This window comes from Teichococcus vastitatis (assembly GCF_003604215.1).
In the GTDB taxonomy this organism is placed as follows: Bacteria; Pseudomonadota; Alphaproteobacteria; order Acetobacterales; family Acetobacteraceae; genus Pseudoroseomonas; species Pseudoroseomonas vastitatis.
This window is the reverse complement of record NZ_QXGS01000048.1, coordinates 1-18,168: the sequence shown is the minus strand read 5'-3', so window position 1 is coordinate 18,168 and position 18,168 is coordinate 1. Positions and strand designations below refer to the sequence as shown.

Sequence of the window (18,168 nt, the reverse complement as noted above, 5' to 3'; positions counted from 1 at the left end):
ATGCCCATCGTGCCGATCCGCTGGGTCCTGGTCCGAGATCCTCATCGCCGGTTCGATCCGCAGGCCCTGCTGTGCACCGAGCCTGATCAAACGCCCGAGCAGATCCTGTGTTGGTTCATCCAGCGCTGGCAGCTGGAGGTGACCTTTCAGGAAACCAGGATGCATCTCGGTGTCGAGACCCAGCGCCAGTGGTCGGACCTCGCCATCGCCCGCACGACGCCATGCCTGCTTGGGCTATTCTCCCTCGTCACCCTCCTGGCTGCTCAGCTCAGAGCCTCAGAACGCAATGCCGCGGCAAGCAGCGCCTGGTACCGCAAGGAACGCCCGACCTTCAGCGACACCCTCGCCGCCGTGCGACGTCACATCTGGTGCGAGCAAGGTTTCCTCACATCCCGGCATGGAGGTCACGGCGCAAAACCTCGGCAAGCGCTCCAGCACGCCTGGGCTTACGCCCTCTGTCACGCCGCCTGATGGCCAAAGTCGAGGTTAGAAGACGGTGGCATTGCAGTGATCATCCTGCTCCCGCCTGATCTTGAGTGGCCACCCCGATCAGTGCGGTGTCGGACGGGTTGGCCGTGCGTTCGACGATCGGGTTGTTGATTTTCGCTGAGATCTGACCCGGCGTTTTCATCGAGAAGTGACCCGGCCAGGAATATGGCCCGCGGGCTGTGGCCGCGGGTCAAGCAGGTGTTTTGGCTCTCCTGTTTTTGGGTTCTGCCGAGCTGTTCCTGAACCTGAAGCTGTCGTTGCCGGTTTCCAGGATGTGGCAGTGGTGGGTGAGCCGGTCGAGCAAGGCCGTTGTCATCTTGGCATCGCCAAAGACCTCGCCCCACTCACTGAAACTCAGGTTGGTGGTGATCACCACGCTGGTGCGCTCGTAGAGCTTGCTGAGCAGGTGGAACAGCAGGGCTCCGCCCGATGAGCTGAACGGCAGGTAGCCGAGCTCATCGAGGATGACGAGATCGAGGCGCAGCAGGCGTTCGGCGAGTTGTCCTGCCTTATTGGCGGTCTTTTCCTGTTCCAGCGCATTGACCAGATCGACCGTGGAGAAGAACCTGGCTTTCTTGCGGCCGTGCTCGATGGCCTGGATGCCGAATGCCGTGGCGAGGTGGGTCTTGCCGGTGCCCGGTCCGCCGATCAGCACCACATTGTCCGCCCGCTCGGTGAACTCACCCCGATGCAGTTGCCGGACCGTGGCCTCGTTGACCCCGCTGGCCGCGAAATCGAAACCGGCCAGGTCTTTGTAGGCGGGGAACCGGGCGGCTTTGGTCTGGTAGGCGATCGAGCGGACCTCGCGCTCGGCAACCTCGGCCTTGAGCAACTGGGAGAGCGTGGGAACGGCCGCCTCGAACGCCGGTGCGCCCTGTTCCATCAGTTCGCTGACTGCCTGGGCCATGCCGTACATCTTGAGCCCGCGCAGCATGACCACGAGGGCGGCGCTGGCGGGATCATGACGCATGGCGCACCTCCCGGTTCCGCAGCGCGTCGTAGCGTTCGATGTCGGCCCTCGGCTCCTGGTTCAACACAAGGGCCTGGGGCGCATCGATGACCGCGGCCGTGTTCTTGCCGTCGGTCAGGCGGTGCAGAATGTTGAGGACGTGGGTCTTGGTGGCGACCCCACCCTCGAGGGCCAGTTGCACGGCGCACAGTACCGCCTGCTCGTCGTGCTGCAGCACAAGGGCGAGGACGTCCACCATCTCCCGCTCGCCCCCTGGCCGCCGGAGGAACTGGGTCTGGAGCCTGCGGAACGCCTCCGGCATCTCGGCAAAGGGCGCGCCATTGCGCAGGGCGCCCGGCTTGCGCTGGATCACCGCCAGGTAGTGCCGCCAGTCGTAGACCGTGCGGCCGGGAACATCGTGCGCGCGCTCGACGATCCGGACGTGCTCGCACAGGGCCTGTCCCTCGGCCACGACCACGAGCCGGTCGGGGTAGACGCGCAGGCTGACCGGCCGATTGGCGAACGAGGCCGGAACGCTGTAGCGGTTGCTCTCGAAGTGCACGAGGCAGGTCGGCGAGACCCGCTTGGTGTGTTCAACAAACCCGTCGAACGCCCGCCCCAGCGGCATCAGGCTCATCCGCTCCCGGGCATGCACCTCGGCGACGCTGCCCGGCAGAACCCCGTGGAACAGTTCGCTCCAGCGCTCGATGCAGCGGGCCTCCAGCCACGTGTTGAGGGAGGACAGATCCGCGAATGGCGGCATGCCCTGCCAGATCTGCCGCCGGGCGTCCTGCACGTTTTTCTCGACCTGACCCTTCTCCCAGCCCGATGCCGGATTACAGAAGGTCGCCTCAAACAGGTAGTGGCTGGCCATGGCCGCGAACCGCGCGTTGACCTGCCTCATCTTGCCCGCGCCGACCCGGTCGACGGCGGTCCTCATGTTGTCGAAGATGCCGCGGCGCGGGACGCCGCCCAGCACGCGGAACGCCTCGGCCAGGGCATCGAACAGCATCTCATGGGTTTGCAGCTTGTAAGCCCGGACAACGAAAGCCCGGCTGTGCGACAGCTTGGTGTGCGCGGCCTGCAGCTTGATCCGCTTGCCGCCCACCGTCGCCCAGTCCTCGCTCCAGTCGAACTGGAACGCCTCGCCAGGCTGGAAGAACAGGGGCACGAACACGCCGCGCCCGGTTGTCTGCTGTGCCGCCTCCCGCCTCGCCTGCCAGCATCGGGCAAAGGCAGCGACCCGGCCGTAGGACCCGTCATAGCCCAGGGCAACCAGATCCATATGGATCTGCCGCACGGTGCGGCGTCCCTTACGCCCCTTGCCCGCCTCCACCCTCAGCCAGTCCGACAGCCTGTCGGCAAACGGGTCCAGGCGGCTCGGGCGCTCGGGAACCTTGAACTTCACTTCAACCGTGTTCGACCGCAGGTATTTGCGGATCGTGTTCCGCGACAGGCCGGTGCGCCTCTCAATCTCGCGGATCGGAATACGGTCCCGGTAATGCCACCGGCGGATCACGCTCAACAACTCCATGTCGATCACTCCGATCACCCCGACCGTTTGGCCGAGGAGGTGAACAGACACGGGTCATTTCTCAGCGAAAACTCTGACCCCTCCCGGGTCAGATCTCAGCAAAAATCAACAGTGTGGCGAAGAAGCCCGCGACCAGCAGGCCGCGGCGGGATGTGGTAAGCGTGGGGGTAGCCTTGGACATGGGGATCATCCGTGCCTGGGGTTAGGCCGGGTGCGGGAGCTTCCATCTTCCCGCCCGGCCGCATCAGTGTTATCATGATATCATGAAACAAGCAGGTCATGATGCTGTGAAGCGGCGCCCTGATCAGCCCGGCACCCTGATCGGCGTACGGCTGCAGCCTGATGCGCTGGCGCGGCTCGATGCCTGGATCGCTCGGCAAGCCCCGCCGTTTCCCTCACGGCCGGAAGCGGTGCGGCGCCTGATGGAGATCGGCCTGGCGCAGGATGAAGGGGCCGGCCAAAATGGGGATGGGCACCGCTCGCCAGAACGCTGAGGATCTGACTTTCTCGGAGCCGGCGATGGCGAGCCCCATCTTAGGGCGCTGGTGATGAGCCACCCTTAGGACACCGCCTTGCAGGTGGGGTGGCCTGGTGATCGTGGGAATCCTGCACCGGGCTGCTCCGCCTGCCCCTCCGGTTGCCACGTCAGGGCCCCGGAGCGTGCAGAGCGCTTCCGCGGCCGAGTTCTGGCAGGATGGCCGCTGCGCACACTTTGGCAGGCGGAACAGAACGCTAGCGCCGCAGCAATCGCGCTGGGCCAGCAGCTGCTGCATCAACTTACATCAGGCATGCGTGTTGTAGGTCAGCGTCACTGCTGGCCAGCCGCTGCACCGGGCTGCTCCGCCTGCCCCTCCGGTTGCCACGTCAGGGCCCCGGAGCGTGCAGAGCGCTTCCGCGGCCGAGATCCGGCAGGATGGCCGCTGCACTTTAGCAGCCGAAACAGGACGCTAGCGCCGCAGCAATCGCGCTGGGCCAGCTGCTGCTGCATCAACTTACATCAGGCATGCGTGTTGTAGATCAGCGCCGCCACTGGGCCAGCCGCTGATGCCGCGAGTTCCGGGAGGGGACGCGGCGGCAGGCTCAACAGGTAAGTCAATAACAGCTGTGGTGGCGCCAAGCTTGTCCTGTACCGTTTGCCTCAAAATGAGGGAGGATGACGATGAACGACAAAGCGGCGATTGTGGCGAGTACCGCCATCTGTCTGGCACTCGGCTCCGTGCTAGGTTGGGGTGCTGGGCTGGCTAGCGGCATGGCCTTCAGCGCTGCCATCATTGCAACCCGCTATGGCTGAATGCCCGCCGCCTCCCCAAACAACCTTCCCCTGTCTCTGGCCGAAAGCCTCTCCGGAACCGCAGCTCCGAAAGGCTCTTTCTCAGACGAAGGCCTGGCTGTCTTTAGAGAAGGCAATTTGCGCGCAGTGGTTGATCACAAACGCGTGATGTGCTTTGATGGGGTATAGCTGAACGACCCTCGAGAAACCGAGTCAGGCAGCCTCCTGGATAGTTGGCTTTGCAAAAAGGCAGATTGTTGGTGGCAGGATGCAGTCCTCAAAGGGTTCCAGTATGGATGCTCGTGCGGCGGAATTTCTTCAATCTTGGCCCCGCCACACTCATGCGTTCTCTGCAGCATTGACCGATGGCAGCCTCCGGTCGGCGATAAAGCTGGCACGGTGGTGCAGTGAGGATGCTGCTATCAACGGAATTTCAGCAGGAGAGCTTGAGGAGGCCTCCCGCCTAGTCTCCGGCGCCGGGTTGATAACCTATCTGTGGCGCGTTCAGACCAAGTCCTGAACGTGATCGATGAGATAAGGGGCAAACTGCACTTGAACCAACCGATGTCAAAGTCTGCACTCTAGGACTATCGGCGGACCAGTGAGTCGCCAGCCCCTGGGACGGTCGGGCCCGGCAGGCGCTCGCTGGCCTGGTGTTCCGCAAGCCGGTGGTGGCAGTGCAGGATCTCTGGCTGCGTGATCTACCCGACTGCAGCCTCCCTTTGCTGGATGCTGCCCTATAGGCGTGCCGCTCTCGGCGCACGGGAGGCGGTGCAATCCGCCCGACCAGATCCCGGCGCCCTCTCCCCCGAGCAGTACCACCAAACCTTTGTGACGTTGTAGCTCAGCCCGCCGAGCAAGCCTGACTGGAACATGCTCCAGGCTCTGGCCGCGGCGACGCCTGCCTCCCTCGCCGCCACGCAGATCACGCCGGGATACGGTCAAGTCGCCCGCTTCATCTTCTCATAACCGTTCACTGCCCATGCTCGGACCAGAAACGCCGGAACCATGACATGCGCATTCGAAACTTCTTTCTGATCTGCTTCTGTGGTGTCGCAGTGCCGGGCGGTATGGCTGCCGCTTGGCTCTCCAAGACGTCCTGGGACGACTGGCAGAAGGCGGAGCGCGCGATTGTGGCGACCCGCACAGTTGCCGCCGCTCAGCGAGCACAGACCGCGATCGGTGTGGAGGTCGGAGCCTATGCCTCACTGCTGCGACTTGATACGCCTGACATTGAGGGTCTGCGGCGACAGGCGCCTATCACCGATGCCTTACTGGAGAATGCCGAGAGGCAGGCTGCCGCCAGCGCGCTGTCAGAAGGTTCGATAACGGAGATCCGGGCACGGATCGCTGCCCTCCGAGCGCGAACGCTCAATGCCTTGGCGCAGCCCTTGGCCCTGCGCGAGCCCGGCCTGCCCGAGAGCACCCAAGCTCTGCGTAACCAAGGAGCGGACAGCCTCGCCCGCATAGCTGAAGCCGCCTCGCGTCAGGTTGCCGCTGTCGCTCCTGCAGTGGCGCAGACGGTGGAGATCGCCATGGCTGTGATGGACATGCGCGACTTCGCAGGCCGCCGTAATACGGCCATCACGAGCTGGATCGGAGGCGTGCCGGTCAAGCTTGAGCAGCTGGAACTGGCGCAACTCTACACAGGCCGTATCGAACAAGCCTGGTCAGTGGCGACGAGGCTGTTGGCTGCCCTGCCCGACAAGGCGACGTTGCAGAATGCATTCCTCCATCAACAGGACAGTTTTGCCGGTCAGTCGGAAAAGCGCTGGCGTGAGATGCTGGTCCTGGCGCGGTCCGGACTCAACGGCGGCAGTGTTGTTTGGCCACTGGCGGTGGTGCCATTTCGTGCTTGGTCAACTCCCGCACAGGCCGACATCCTGAAGCTGCGCGACGCGGCACTCGATGAAGCAATGGAGAATGTAGACGCTGCTGGGGATCAGGCACGCCTGGCGTTCCTCCAGGCGCTCGCCTTGGCATCGCTGGTTTGCGGCTTGGCCGCAGCTTCGGTGCTGATGCTGCTGCGGCGGGTGGTGCAGCCGCTGCGGGCACTAACAGGCAGCGTTACGCGCATCGCGCAGGGAGAATTGGACCTGACGGTGCCGGGCCGAGCTCGGACGGACGAGTTGGGCGAGATGGCGGCGGCTGTCGAGACCCTGCGCGCGGGCTCTCTGGAGCGGCGGGAATTGGCGGCAGCGCAGCAGGAAAGTCAGCATCAGCAAGTTGTGCGCGCCGAGCGAGTGGATAGCCTGCTGCGCGGTTTTGAGGCCGAGACAGCAAGTGCGCTGCGGGCTGTGGCTGTTGCAGCCACCGAGATGGATACGACGGCGGCCGGGATGGCTCAGATTGCAGCCTCCGGCAACACCCGAGCTTCCTCTGTGGCCAATGCCTCTCAGCAGGCCAGCGGCAATGTGCAGTCTGTGGCGGCAGCTGCGGAGGAGCTCTCAGCGTCGATCGCCGAGGTGGCGCGGCAGGTGCGCGATAGCGCCGGGCGGGCGCGGCAAGCGTCCGAGGCGGCCGAAAGCACCGACCGCACTGTGCGCGGCCTGTCCGAGGCAGCCGGGCGGATCGGCGATGTTGTGCAGCTGATTACGGGCATTGCCAGCCAGACCAATCTGCTGGCGCTGAACGCCACGATCGAAGCAGCGCGCGCCGGCGAAAGCGGCAGGGGCTTTGCCGTGGTGGCGGGGGAAGTGAAATCACTGGCCAGCCAGACCGCGCGGGCAACGGAGGAGATTGGCCAGCAGATCGCAACCATGCAGGGGGAGACAGCGCGCACGGTGCAGGCAATCGGGGACATTGCGCGCATGATCCGGGAGCTGAACGACACCACCGAGCTGGTCGCGGAAGCCGCTGGCCAGCAGGCGGAAGCGACGCGGGAGATTGGCAACGCGGTGGCGCGGGCAGCCGCTGGCACCGAAGAAGCCTCCCGCCATGCCGGCGGTGTCAGTGAGGATGCGGAACGGACCGGTCGCGCGGCGGGCGATGTGCGCAGCGCGGCGGGAAAGCTGGCGCGCCAAGCCGAGGAGCTGCAGGGGCGGATGGACAATTTCCTCACCGCCATCCGCGCCGGGTGAATGCCGCGAAACGCGAGAGGATCAACCAGACCATTGCTCGCCTGACCAGGACGCCGTGTAAAGAAATTTGCACGGCACAGCACGCCGTGATGATGTCCTGCTCCATGGTGTAGGAGCGCTGCTCCTCAGGAGGCTGAGCCGCAGTGTCAGGCGGCCGCAGCAGGCAGGCGGAGGTGTCACTCACGGCGCTCATGCCTGTAGCGCCATGCGGCGTGAGCGTCCAGCAGCTCACGCGTTGGACTGCTCAAGGAGCAGGGCGCCGATGAGGCTGCCAACGGCTGCTTCGTTGGGCAGGGTATCTGAGATGCTGCGGTCCTGGTGGATACTGGATCGGGTTGGAACGGAGATCTCGAAATCAATTGCGGCTGAAGGGCACCACGATGCATCAGCCGTTGATCGCGAGAGAGTTCCTTGCTTGGGTGAAAGCCTTACCTCGGCACCAGCGCTTGGATCCGCTCGGCTAGCGCCCTGATCGTGAACGGCTTGGTCATCACGTGCATGCCTGCATCAAGATGACCGTGGCTCAACACGGCATTCTCCGCATATCCGGTGATAAAGAGCACCTTCAGGTTGCAGCGGATCGCCCGCGCGGCATCGGCGACCTGGCGTCCGTTCATGCCTCCTGGCAGTCCTACATCGGAGACCAGCAGGTCGATCCGGGCATCCGATCGCAGGATCCGCAGCCCGGCCTCACCGTCCGCTGCCTCGAGCGCCGTGTAGCCCAGCTCCTCCAGCACCTCCACCACCAGCATCCGCACCGTCGGCTCGTCGTCCACCACCAGCACCGTCTTGCCTGATGCGGCAGACGGTGCGGCAGTGGCTTGCTCCGGCACCGCCTCGGCGTCCGAAGTCTCGCCCGTGTAGCGGGGCAGGTACAGGTGCACGGTTGTCCCCTGCCCAACCTCAGAGGCGATCCGCACCTGCCCATTCGACTGCCGCGCAAAGCCGTAGATCATGGAGAGGCCGAGGCCGGTGCCCTGCCCGATCGGCTTGGTCGTGAAGAACGGGTCGAAAGCGCGCGAAGCCACGTCGGGAGGCATGCCGGTGCCATTGTCGGCGACGCTGAGCGAGACATATTGGCCCGGCGGCAGCTCCCATTCGCGTGCTGCCCGTTCGTCCAGAAAGCAATTGGCGGTCTCGATCGCCAGCTTGCCACCTTCGGGCAGGGCGTCGCGGGCGTTGATGCACAGGTTCAGCAGTGCGTTCTCGAGCTGGCCCCGATCGACCAGAGTGTGCCACAAGCCCACCGCCGCGGCCGTTTCCACCCTGATCCCAGGTCCGACCGTGCGCTGGACCAGTTCCGCCATGCCGGCGATCAGCAGGTTCACATTCGTGGGCTTGGGATCCAAGGTCTGCCGGCGCGAGAAGGCGAGCAGCCGATGGGTCAGTGCCGCCGCGCGTCGGGCCGCATCCTGAGCCGCGTTGACGTAGCGGTCGATGTTATCGAGGCGGCCCTGCGCCACGCGCGCGGTGAGCAGTTCCAGGCTGCCGGTGACGCCAGTGATCAGATTGTTGAAGTCATGCGCCAGGCCGCCGGTAAGTTGCCCCACCGCCTCCATTTTCTGGCTTTGCCGCAGCGCCGCCTCGGCCGCCATCAGCGCCTCGGTGCGCGCTTCCACCTCGCGCGTCAGCTCCGCGCGCGAGCGGGTCAGGACCTCCCGCGCCTGGACGATCTCCTCGATGTCGGTGCAGGAGCCGAACCAGCGCGTAATGCGGCCTTCTCCGTCGCGGACCGGCTGCGCACGGCCCAGCACCCAGCGATACTGCCCGGAGCGGTGCCGAAGCCGATACTCGATGTGGTACGGCTCACCGGTTTCCAGGCTCCGCCGCCACACCGTCCAGGCGCGCTCACGATCCTCGGGATGGAACACGCCGTTCCATGCCTCGCCATCGGTCGATCCGGGTACGAGGCCGGTATATTCGTACCAACGCTCATTGTAGTAGTCGTGGTAGCCGTCGGGGCGGGTGGACCAGATCAGCTGCTCCACCGAGTTGGTGATCGCCTGGAACCGGGCCTCGCTCGCCCTCAGCGCCTCCTCAGCCTCGCGGCGCTCATCGATGTCGATCACGGAGCCGACATAGCCGAGGAACGCACCGTCCTCGCCGAAGCGCGGGCTGGCCGCGTCGATCGCCCAACGGTAGGTGCCATCCGCCCGCCGCAGCCGGTACTCGACACGGAATGGCGCCTGCGCCGTGTTCGCCGACATGAAGGCGTCCTCGGCCCGCCGCTGGTCGTCGGGATGAGTTGCTTTCGTCCAGCCTAAGCCGCGCGCCTCCGCCTCCGTCTGGCCGGTGAATTCGTGCCAGCGACGGTTGAGGTAGGTACAGTACCCTGTCGGGTCGGTGACCCACATCATGACCGGGGCGTGGTCGGCCATGTTGCGGAACCGTGCCTCGCTCTCGCGAAGCTCCGCTTCGGCCTGACGTGTCAACGTGACGTCGCGGGAGACGGAGAGCAGGCGCTCCGGCCTGCCGTCAGCACCCAGGATTGGTGTCACCTGGACGTCCCACTGGCGCAAGGTGCCGGCCATCGTGGGGGCAGTGCCCTGGAAGCGCCCGATGCCGCCGGCCCGGGCCGTCGCAACGGCGGCCTCGGCATCGGCGCGCTGCCTGCCTTGCCAGAACTCTGGCCAGGGGCAGCCTCGCACGGCCTCGAAGTCGTCGATCTCCATGATCCGCCGCCCGCCGTCGCTCATGAACAGCAGCCGGCCATCGAGGTCGAGCACCTTGATGCAGTCGCCGGACGAGGACAGCACGCCGCGCAGGAAGGCGGCATCGGCGGCCCATTCCTCCGTGCTTTCCTGCCAAGGGGCCTGATCAGCACTCATGGCTCGCCTGGATGAGGGAGACGGCCACTTTCTGGAGCCGGAGAGACGTTCAGCGGGACGCGCTTTGCCATGCTGCTGGTAATGCGCGAGGCGCAGGGTGGTCACGGTTCGTGCTGAGGGCACTTGCGAAGAGGCTGGTTAAGTTCCTCATGCTGCCTCTTGATCAGGACCACTCGAGCGGCCTGAACCGAAGCTCATTTGCCTGAACTTTGGAGCGGTGCAGGCGCAGTTCTCACCTGGGAGAACTGCGCCTGCGTGATCTGCTCGGCCTGAGCGAGCCATTCGGCGATGGCTTCCGGACTCAAATCCTTTGGTGACAGCGACGCACTCGGGCTCAGGGACATTGCGACCTCCAACACAACTATCGGTGGCGTTAACAGATCTGCGCAACCTCAGGGCGATCACTATTTTGTAATAATTCCAAAGCTCAAGCCGTAACCTATTTTAAATATTGATTATTGTCCTTCGAACATACTATTAGGCGCCTAATAAGTACTATTATGTACTAGATTAACATTCAGCCTATCCATGGAATAATTCTAGCTTTCTATGCAACATCAATATGGAAAATCCAAGGTGGATAGAGATGTTGCCTCATTGAATGTCTAAGCACTTTCGGCCTAGGCTTAATTGCCAAAATGCAACCTACTGGCTTCTGGGGGCGTGATGGAGGACGAACGCGATGGTGTCCCATGGCTCGAAGCGTTGTGTGGCAGCGTCTGGCAAGCCGCACTGAACCATGCCGGGCTGTCTCGCGATGCTGACGCCAGGACGCATTGGCGGCTCTGGTATAGCCAACAGGACGAGGGCCGCGCCACCCCTGCCCCGAACTGGATGCAGAGGCTGAGAGAAACGTCCGAAGGCATGCTCGCGGGCTGGATCGAGCGGTACGCTATAGCCGAGAGCGGACTCGCGCGCGGGCTTACCGTTCTCGCCGATCGCATTGTCGGCTTCTTGCGCCAGTGGGTGTTTGAGAGGGCCGAGGCACGTCAGGGGATCACGATGCAGGCGGCCCAGTGAGGGCTTCTCCCGATAATCCACACGCCGCCGAGTTCGCACAACTGCGGCGCTGGAAAGCCGAGCTCGAGGCTGAGGTTGCCCGTCTTCGCGGTCAGCTTGAGAAAGCGGGAAACCCCGCCAATACCGTGTCAATGGACGAGATTCCCCAACACGCCCCAGCTGCGTCGCTCAATGCCGCGCTGAAGCAGATCAATGCCGAGTTGCGCCTGAGTCAGGCCGAACTTCAGAGGAGTTTTGAACTCCACCGCCTCATCCTGGAGAGCGCGACCGACTACGCCATCTTCAGCATGGACCTGTCCGGCAAGGTGATCTCCTGGAACGAAGGCGCCCGACGCATCCTCGGTTGGGAAGAATCCGAGATCCTTGGCCAGGCTGGCAGCATCATCTTTACGCCGGAGGATCGCGCCGCGGCTGCGCCCGATCACGAGATGAACACGGCGCTGGAGTGCGGTCAGGCGGCAGATGAGCGCTGGCATGTCCGCAAGGACGGCTCGCGCTTCTGGGCCCGAGGCCAGATGATGCCGCTCCGCGACGGTGAAGTCCGGGGTTTTCTCAAAATTCTGCGCGACCGGACTGAGGAGTACCGGTCCCACGAGGAGGCGCGGCTGGCTGAGGCGCGCGCGCGCGACCTTCTCGCCTCCATGGGCGAGGCTTTCATTGCCATGGATCGCGACTTCCGCATCATTCAGGTGAACGGCAGGGCGGCCGAGCTCGAGGGCCGGTCCCGCGAGGATCTCCTCGGTCGCGCTTATTGGGAATTCTGGCCCACCTCCATCGACACGTCGCTTGAGGCGGCATGCCGGCGCTGCATGCTCGAGCGCGTGCCGGTCACTCTCGAGAACCACTCTGTCTCCGGTCAACGCGACGTCTGGTTCGAAACCCGCATCTACCCGACGGCCGACGGCATCGCGGTCTTCTATCGTGACATCAGCGACCGGAAGCGTGACGAGCACGTGCTGCGTATGCGCGCGCGCAGGCTGGAGATTGTCTCAGAGACAGCCGCCAGGTTACTCAGTGCCAGGGATCCGGACGACGTTCTGACACCCCTGTTCCGATCGTTGTCGGAGGAATTCGGTATTGACGCCTCGTTCAGCTACGTGATGGACGAAGCAGACGGTGCTCTACGCCTCGCCGCCTGCTTCGGGCTCTCACCAGACGCCGAGACGGCGGTCGCGCGGCTCAACATGGATGACAGTTCCGTATGCAGCCATGTCGCGCAAACGCGGCAATCCCTGCACATCAACGACGTGCAGGCCACAGACCATCCCCGCCTGAGCATCATCCGTCGGCAGGGCTTCCGAGCTTACGTCGCTTTCCCGCTCCTGGCAGCAGAGCGGCTGCTTGGAACGCTGTCCTTCGGGACGCGGAGCCGCGATCGCTTCTCCGAGGCCGACCTGGCATTTTTTGGCACACTGACGCAACAGGTTGCTGCGGTCCGCGAGCGCCTGAGATCCGAGACTGAACTGCGCCAGCAAACGGACCTTCTGGCGGCCATCACCGAGAATGCCGCCGAGGCTCTGTTCCTGATGGACCATGAGGGGCGGATTACCTTCGCCAATCCAGCCGCCGAGGCGATGTTCGGATGGCAACGTGGCGAGCTCCTCGGCCACGTCCTGCATGACCTGCTGCACCACCATCACGAGGACGGCAATTTCTTTCCCGCGGCAGAATGCCCCCTGGTTCAGGCTCTATCGTCCGGCGAGGTGCTACGCGGGCACGAGGACGTCTTCTTCTGCAAGAGCGGCGAGACAGTCGACGTGGCTTGCTCGAACGCTCCGATCGTGGCCGAGGACAAAGTTACCGGAGCTGTTTTGGTCGTCCACGATATCACGGAACGCAAGCGCGCTGTGAGAGCCCTCGCCGCGAGCGAGGCACGGCTGCGGGAGAGCGAAGGCCGCTTCCGGCTGCTCGCTGCCTCCTCGCCCGCAATCGTGTGGCTCGGTCACCGGGATGGAACGCTGAGCTATCTGAACGACGCCTGGTACGAGTACACCGGCCTGACGGCCGAGGAGTCGTTGCCCCTTGGCTGGGAAAGGATCCTGCATCCCGAGGATGCCGGAACCCTCCTCACGGCGTGGGAGAAGGCCCGCAGCGAAGGCAGTATTTATGCGGTGGATTGCCGCTTCCGCCGTCACGACGGAACCTACCGGTGGTTTCAGATCCGCGGCACGCCGGTGCGCGACACCGGCGGTGAAGTCACCGCATGGCTGGGCAACAACACTGATATCCACGACCGCCGAACTCTGGAGGACTCGCTTCTGGACCTCAATGAGGTGCTGGAGGCGCGCGTCGCGGAACGAACGGCCGACCGGGACCGCATGTGGCGTCTCTCGACGGACATTATGCTCTTGGCGCGCTTCGATGCGTCGATTACCGCCGTGAACCCGGCTTGGCAGACGCTGCTAGGCTGGAGCGAGACGGATCTGCTTGGTACGCATTTTCTGGACTTGGTCCATCCCGAGGATCGCGAGGCAACCCTCGCCGCTGTAGGCCGCCTCGCGGAAGGACTTCGGGTTTTGCGCTTCGAGAACCGCTATCGGCACAGGGACGGAAGCGATCGCTGGATCTCCTGGACCGCCGTTCCCGATGAAAACTTCATCCATGCCGTGGGCCGCGACATCACCGCCGAGAAGGCCGCGGCTGAGGAACTTGAACGAGCCCAGGAGCAGCTTCGTCAGTCACACAAGATGGAGGCCGTCGGCCAACTCACCGGCGGTCTGGCACACGACTTCAACAATTTGCTGACCGGCATCACGGGCAGCCTAGATCTGCTCGAGTTCCGGATCGCCCAACGGCAGACACAGGACCTGTCTCGTTATCTCGATGCGGCCCGGAGTTCAGCTCAACGGGCGGCAACCCTGACCCATCGCCTGCTCGCCTTCTCCCGGCGGCAGACGCTCGATCCGAAGCCGACCAATGTCGCCAAGCTTGTCGCCTCGATGGAGGACCTCATCCGCCGGTCGGTAGGACCAGCGATCCAGGTCGAGGCCGCGATACCGATGGATCTGTGGACAACACTGTGTGATCCGAACCAGCTTGAGAACGCCTTGCTCAACCTGGCGCTCAATAGCCGCGATGCCATGCCCGGTGGAGGGCGCCTGACCATTGAGGCGGTCAACAAGTCACTGGGTGATCCAGGCGCCGCCCGGCTGCGCGGGGTAGACCCGGGCGAGTATGTGATGGTGTCCGTCACCGACACCGGCACGGGTATGCCGCCCGAGGTCGCCGAGCGGGCTTTCGAGCCGTTCTACACCACCAAGCCGCTAGGCCAGGGGACCGGGCTTGGGCTCTCGATGGTCTATGGGTTCGCACAACAATCCGGCGGGCGCGTGCGCATCGCCAGCCAGGTTGGCCGAGGCACAGGGGTGCACATCTACCTTCCTCGCTACGTTGGGGAGGTCCACGCTGATGTGAACACTGAGACGCCAGCGGAAGCTCTCGGCGCGAGGACGGGGGAAGTTGTGCTGGTGGTGGATGACGAACCGGTCATCCGCATGCTGGTCACGGAGGTCCTGGAGGAGCTCGGCTACGCAGCCATTGAAGCAGCAGATGGTCCGGAAGGTTTGCGTGTCCTGCAATCGCATCAGCGGGTGGACCTCTTGGTCACCGACGTCGGTCTTCCGGGAGGCATGAACGGACGCCAGCTTGCGGATGCGGCACGCCAGCAGAGGCCAGGGCTGAAGGTCCTCTTCATCACGGGCTATGCGGAGAATGCAGTGATCGGCAAGACCAGCCTCGAGCCTGGTATGCAGGTGGTCACCAAGCCCTTTGCCATGCAGGCCCTGGCCACCCGCATCCGCGATATGATCGAAAAAGACTGAGTTAGAAACTAAACAAGTTCTTTGATCCGATAACTTCGCTTACCGGATGTCAGGAGGTCTCCGCCGCAATCAATTTCGCTGCTGTATTCGGTCCTGCTCTGCCAAGCGTAGTTCACTCCTGCCTGGTCCGCTAAGCTGAGTTCACCTCTCACATAAGGCGTCTCCGGCGATGCTGCGCACCGCTCTGACCGCGTGGCTTGAGTTCATCGACGCTGCCTCCGGTACAGGCTAGCATAAGGCCGGCCGCCCTGTTTGGCTGTGGCGGTCAGCGCCGCCGGCGGGCTCGGAATGCTCTCCGGCCTCGGCGCCTTCAGCCCGAGCGTTGCGTCAGGAGATCCAGGACATGCTCCAGGTACGGACGCCGGAAATCTAGATGTGAGGTCGTCTGGAGTCGGTACAGGTAGTAGCCTGGAGATGTGATCCTTATCGACCTACCACCCAATCGGCGGCGGCGATGGAGCGAGGATCAGGCCGCGGTCAGTGACCTCGACACGGGCCGACCGGTAGGCCGCTAGGGCCAGAGCCAAGGGTTCCGGGAACTCGGACTTGAAATGCTTCAGTGTCCCAAACTCAGTGCCGAACTGCCGCCACAGGGACGGCCAGGGAACAAGGATTTCGCTGTCTAGAGCATGAAGGCGGAATGCCAGCCACAGGTAGGCATCCAATGCCCGTGGGGACGACTGGATGTCCTTGATGGCGGCACGGTCGATTAGCACGGGGTGACGGCGCAGCTCGTTGAAGAACGGCTCTGACAGAACGATGCGTTCGATCCAGCGGGCATGTCGCTTCGTGCGTGGGTCTTCGCCGCCAACGTAAAAGTAGGCGTCGATCAGCCGTTCATTGACGACGACCGCCGCCCTGTCCGTTCCGAACCTGAAGTCCAGAGTGCAGGTGGCTAGGCGCTCCAGCTGGTCGGCGAGCTTGCGGGTAACCGGACCGCCGCGGCTGAGACCCAGGCGCGACAGGAGGGCGTTGGGATTCCGGCCGAGGATGATCTCCCGACAATCGGAGGTGTATGCCTGCGTTTGCCAATCGATGAGCAGTAGGCGGGCCAATGTGCCAGAAGGAACCGGTAATGCCTCGCGGGTGTCATCGTCCATCATGCGGACGCCTGGCCGGACCAGGAGCTGCGCAAAGTCGGTCTTGATGAGCCAGTCCTGCCCGGCCGGGCGCTCACGGTGCGGCAGGCCAGCGAGGCACCAAGCGCTGTAGGTGTAGCCCGGCTGGGCGTCACCCTCTATCTCGCGCGTTATGGCGGCCGAGGCAGCATCCACGATGCGGCGACCAGAACGCCCGGCAACAGCGTCCATGAGGGAGATCTCACTAGCTTCGCGGGACGAGAGTGCGTTCTGGGCGTAAGTTACCGCCCCTTCACTACCCTTCTCGGCAACCAAACCGTGAAGCGAGAAGAGGTCAGGTGCCGAAGTCCGCTTTCTTCCTGACGCCGATTTCATGATGCCCTCTAATCAGAAATCTGCCCTGGGAAAAGCATTCTGTCGATGTGACTGATGCCGACCGGAGATGTGATTGATGCCGACGAAGCAATAGATAAAGATAACTTTATTGATAGATTGAAGTGGTCGGCATCAGACACTGGGATAACTTTTCAACCGCTTGTTTTCCTTGGACTTCTCCTCAGCCGCTTTTTTGGCTAGTCGGCATCAGTCACACAGAAAGTAGATCGTTGTGGCCTGCTGGCCGTGGTCAGCAAAGATCACAAGTCTCTACTCCGCCGAGGCCGACCATTTTTCTCCGAGTCGGACCAGCAGCCACGGTCGGCAACAGTCACAACTTTCCCTCAAAAGCCCTTCTTCGTCAGGAACTCGAGGATGGCTTCGGCGACGACATCCTGCTGCCGGGCGCGTTCGTAATGACAATAATCGGCCAGCCGATCAGCCAGCGGCGCCGGAATGCGGGCGCCTACCTGAGTTCGCGGGATGTCCGTCTCTTTGGGTTTCCGATGCCGGACGGTCGGGGTGATGACGTCGATCGGCTCCTGTTGGAAGGTGGCCGGCGGCACCTCGTGCGGCTGAACAAGCGGAGCAACTGGCGCTAGAACTGGTTGGGATGCAGCCTGAGATATAGGCGCCTCTGCAGGCGGGGTGTCCTGCACATTGGCTGGTTCCCGAGGAATAGAGAAGGAAGACAGACGTGTCGGCTGCTTCGTCATCTACTTCACTTACCCTTTCGCCCGCCGACTAGCTTTAGAGCCGGCCTTTTTGTTAACTCGCTAACTGGCTCACTGGCTAACAGACCAGAGCGCTTGGATACATATCCCCATAGCGCTGAAACTTCGCCAGCAGGGGCGCCGCGGGGATCCGCCTCCTGAACCGTAAGGCCGTCTAGCGCTGACGCAGCGTACGCATCCGATCTGTGCAAGGTCGAGGGCGCCACGGTTCCATGCTGGCTCAGCGCTACTGCGGCGTCTCCAGTCAGTCGGGCGCGCTTCGTTGCCGAGTTGATGATGAAGACCATCGGTCGACTGAGGCCCGCAACCAAGTCGGCGGTTTCCCCCACGGCGTCCAGATCATCCGGCGATGGACGTACCGGCACCAAAACCAAGTCGGCTGCCTTCACGGCTAATCGAACAATTTCATCCGCGGCGGGCGGGGTGTCGATCAGGAGGAGGCCGTAACCCTGGGCGCGCAAGGCAGGAATAGCGCCATTGAGCTGCTGGGCGGCCGCCAACGCCGCGCCGGCGCGATCTTCATGTGTGGCGGACGGCAAGCCTTCCGGAGCGAGTTGCACCAGCTCGAGGCCGTCTTCTGGGCGGCGTTGCCACCACCGGGACAGGCCGCGCATGGGGTCAAGATCGACCATCGCTACCTTGCCGATGCCACTCCGGAGGGCAGCGACCGCGAGATGACGAGTGACCACCGTCTTCCCTGAGCCGCCTTTCCGGCTGGCTGTCACCAGAACCTTCATACTGAATTCCCATCCCCTGGATAGGAAGCCGGATTACAAGTGCGCACTCGGCTAGTCAACGAAGCCAGCTCGGGTGCTAACAAGCTAACAAGCTAACTAGCTAACATTTTAGCAATTCCCAAATTGACACCTTCTGTCATTGGGCAATGGTTGGTCAACGCAGGTGTCGTCCGGCCGCGGATCTTGCTTCTGTTCGTGGTCTGCGCAGCGGCAGCCACAGGAGGGCGGTCCGATGCGAGGGAAGGGCCGATC

General features: G+C 63.5%; 12 protein-coding genes. 6 read left to right on the top strand and 6 right to left on the bottom strand.

All coding sequences use genetic code 11. The annotated features are described in order from the left end of the window. The coding region (locus tag D2K64_RS21105; RefSeq protein ID WP_120010349.1) for a hypothetical protein at positions 1 to 471 on the top strand (471 nt) is incomplete at its 5' end. Positions 472 to 679: 208 nt separating this feature from the next. On the opposite strand, the gene istB is transcribed toward D2K64_RS21105, so the two are convergent. Together istB and istA are read right to left on the bottom strand one after the other, a co-directional pair. Next, the gene (gene istB / locus D2K64_RS21100) at positions 680 to 1,459 is read right to left on the bottom strand and encodes an IS21-like element helper ATPase IstB (RefSeq protein ID WP_120010348.1); all 780 of its coding nucleotides are present in this window, start codon (positions 1,457 to 1,459) and stop codon (positions 680 to 682) included. After that, entirely contained in the window at positions 1,449 to 2,972 is a 1,524-nt protein-coding gene (gene istA, locus D2K64_RS21095) for an IS21 family transposase (protein WP_120010347.1), read from the bottom strand. Before istA ends, istB begins: the two co-directional genes overlap by 11 nt. Before the next feature lie 287 nt (positions 2,973 to 3,259). Here istA and D2K64_RS21090 point away from each other — a divergent pair, with 287 nt between their 5' ends. The 3 genes from D2K64_RS21090 (at position 3,260) to D2K64_RS21085 (ending at position 7,322) form a co-directional block, all read left to right on the top strand. Next, a complete protein-coding gene (locus D2K64_RS21090) occupies positions 3,260 to 3,466 on the top strand; it encodes a hypothetical protein (protein WP_202910779.1) in 207 nt (68 codons plus the stop codon). Positions 3,467 to 4,131: 665 nt separating this feature from the next. Beyond that, positions 4,132 to 4,263 (top strand): hypothetical protein, encoded by a 132-nt coding sequence (locus tag D2K64_RS26010; protein WP_274379321.1) that lies wholly within the window; start codon positions 4,132 to 4,134, stop codon positions 4,261 to 4,263. A 992-nt stretch (positions 4,264 to 5,255) separates the two neighbouring features. Beyond that, positions 5,256 to 7,322 carry a methyl-accepting chemotaxis protein gene (locus D2K64_RS21085; RefSeq protein ID WP_120010345.1) on the top strand — a complete coding sequence of 689 codons (2,067 nt, stop codon included), beginning with the start codon at positions 5,256 to 5,258 and terminating at the stop codon, positions 7,320 to 7,322. Between the two features lie 428 nt (positions 7,323 to 7,750). On the opposite strand, the gene D2K64_RS21075 is transcribed toward D2K64_RS21085, so the two are convergent. Continuing rightward, on the bottom strand, positions 7,751 to 10,150 hold the full coding sequence (locus D2K64_RS21075) for a PAS domain-containing sensor histidine kinase (RefSeq protein WP_120010343.1): 2,400 nt from the start codon (positions 10,148 to 10,150) through the stop codon (positions 7,751 to 7,753). A 666-nt stretch (positions 10,151 to 10,816) separates the two neighbouring features. On the opposite strand from D2K64_RS21075, the gene D2K64_RS21070 reads away from it, so the two are divergent. After that, positions 10,817 to 11,170, top strand: a complete 354-nt coding sequence (locus tag D2K64_RS21070; RefSeq protein ID WP_120010342.1) for a hypothetical protein — start codon at positions 10,817 to 10,819, stop codon at positions 11,168 to 11,170. Next, positions 11,167 to 14,991 carry a PAS domain S-box protein gene (locus D2K64_RS21065; protein ID WP_157986002.1) on the top strand — a complete coding sequence of 1,275 codons (3,825 nt, stop codon included), beginning with the start codon at positions 11,167 to 11,169 and terminating at the stop codon, positions 14,989 to 14,991. Before D2K64_RS21070 ends, D2K64_RS21065 begins: the two co-directional genes overlap by 4 nt. A 431-nt stretch (positions 14,992 to 15,422) precedes the next feature. On the opposite strand, the gene D2K64_RS21060 is transcribed toward D2K64_RS21065, so the two are convergent. The 3 genes from D2K64_RS21060 to D2K64_RS21050 all read right to left on the bottom strand — a co-directional run bounded on the left by D2K64_RS21060 (position 15,423) and on the right by D2K64_RS21050 (position 17,916). After that, complete coding sequence (locus D2K64_RS21060) at positions 15,423 to 16,301, bottom strand: replication protein RepA (RefSeq protein WP_238384351.1); 879 nt, start codon at positions 16,299 to 16,301, stop codon at positions 15,423 to 15,425. 488 nt (positions 16,302 to 16,789) lie between these two features. After that, on the bottom strand, positions 16,790 to 17,011 hold the full coding sequence (locus tag D2K64_RS21055; protein WP_120010339.1) for a hypothetical protein: 222 nt from the start codon (positions 17,009 to 17,011) through the stop codon (positions 16,790 to 16,792). Positions 17,012 to 17,166: 155 nt separating this feature from the next. After that, positions 17,167 to 17,916, bottom strand: coding sequence for a ParA family protein (locus D2K64_RS21050; RefSeq protein ID WP_238384350.1), 750 nt, complete (start codon positions 17,914 to 17,916; stop codon positions 17,167 to 17,169). Positions 17,917 to 18,168 lie beyond the last annotated feature (252 nt).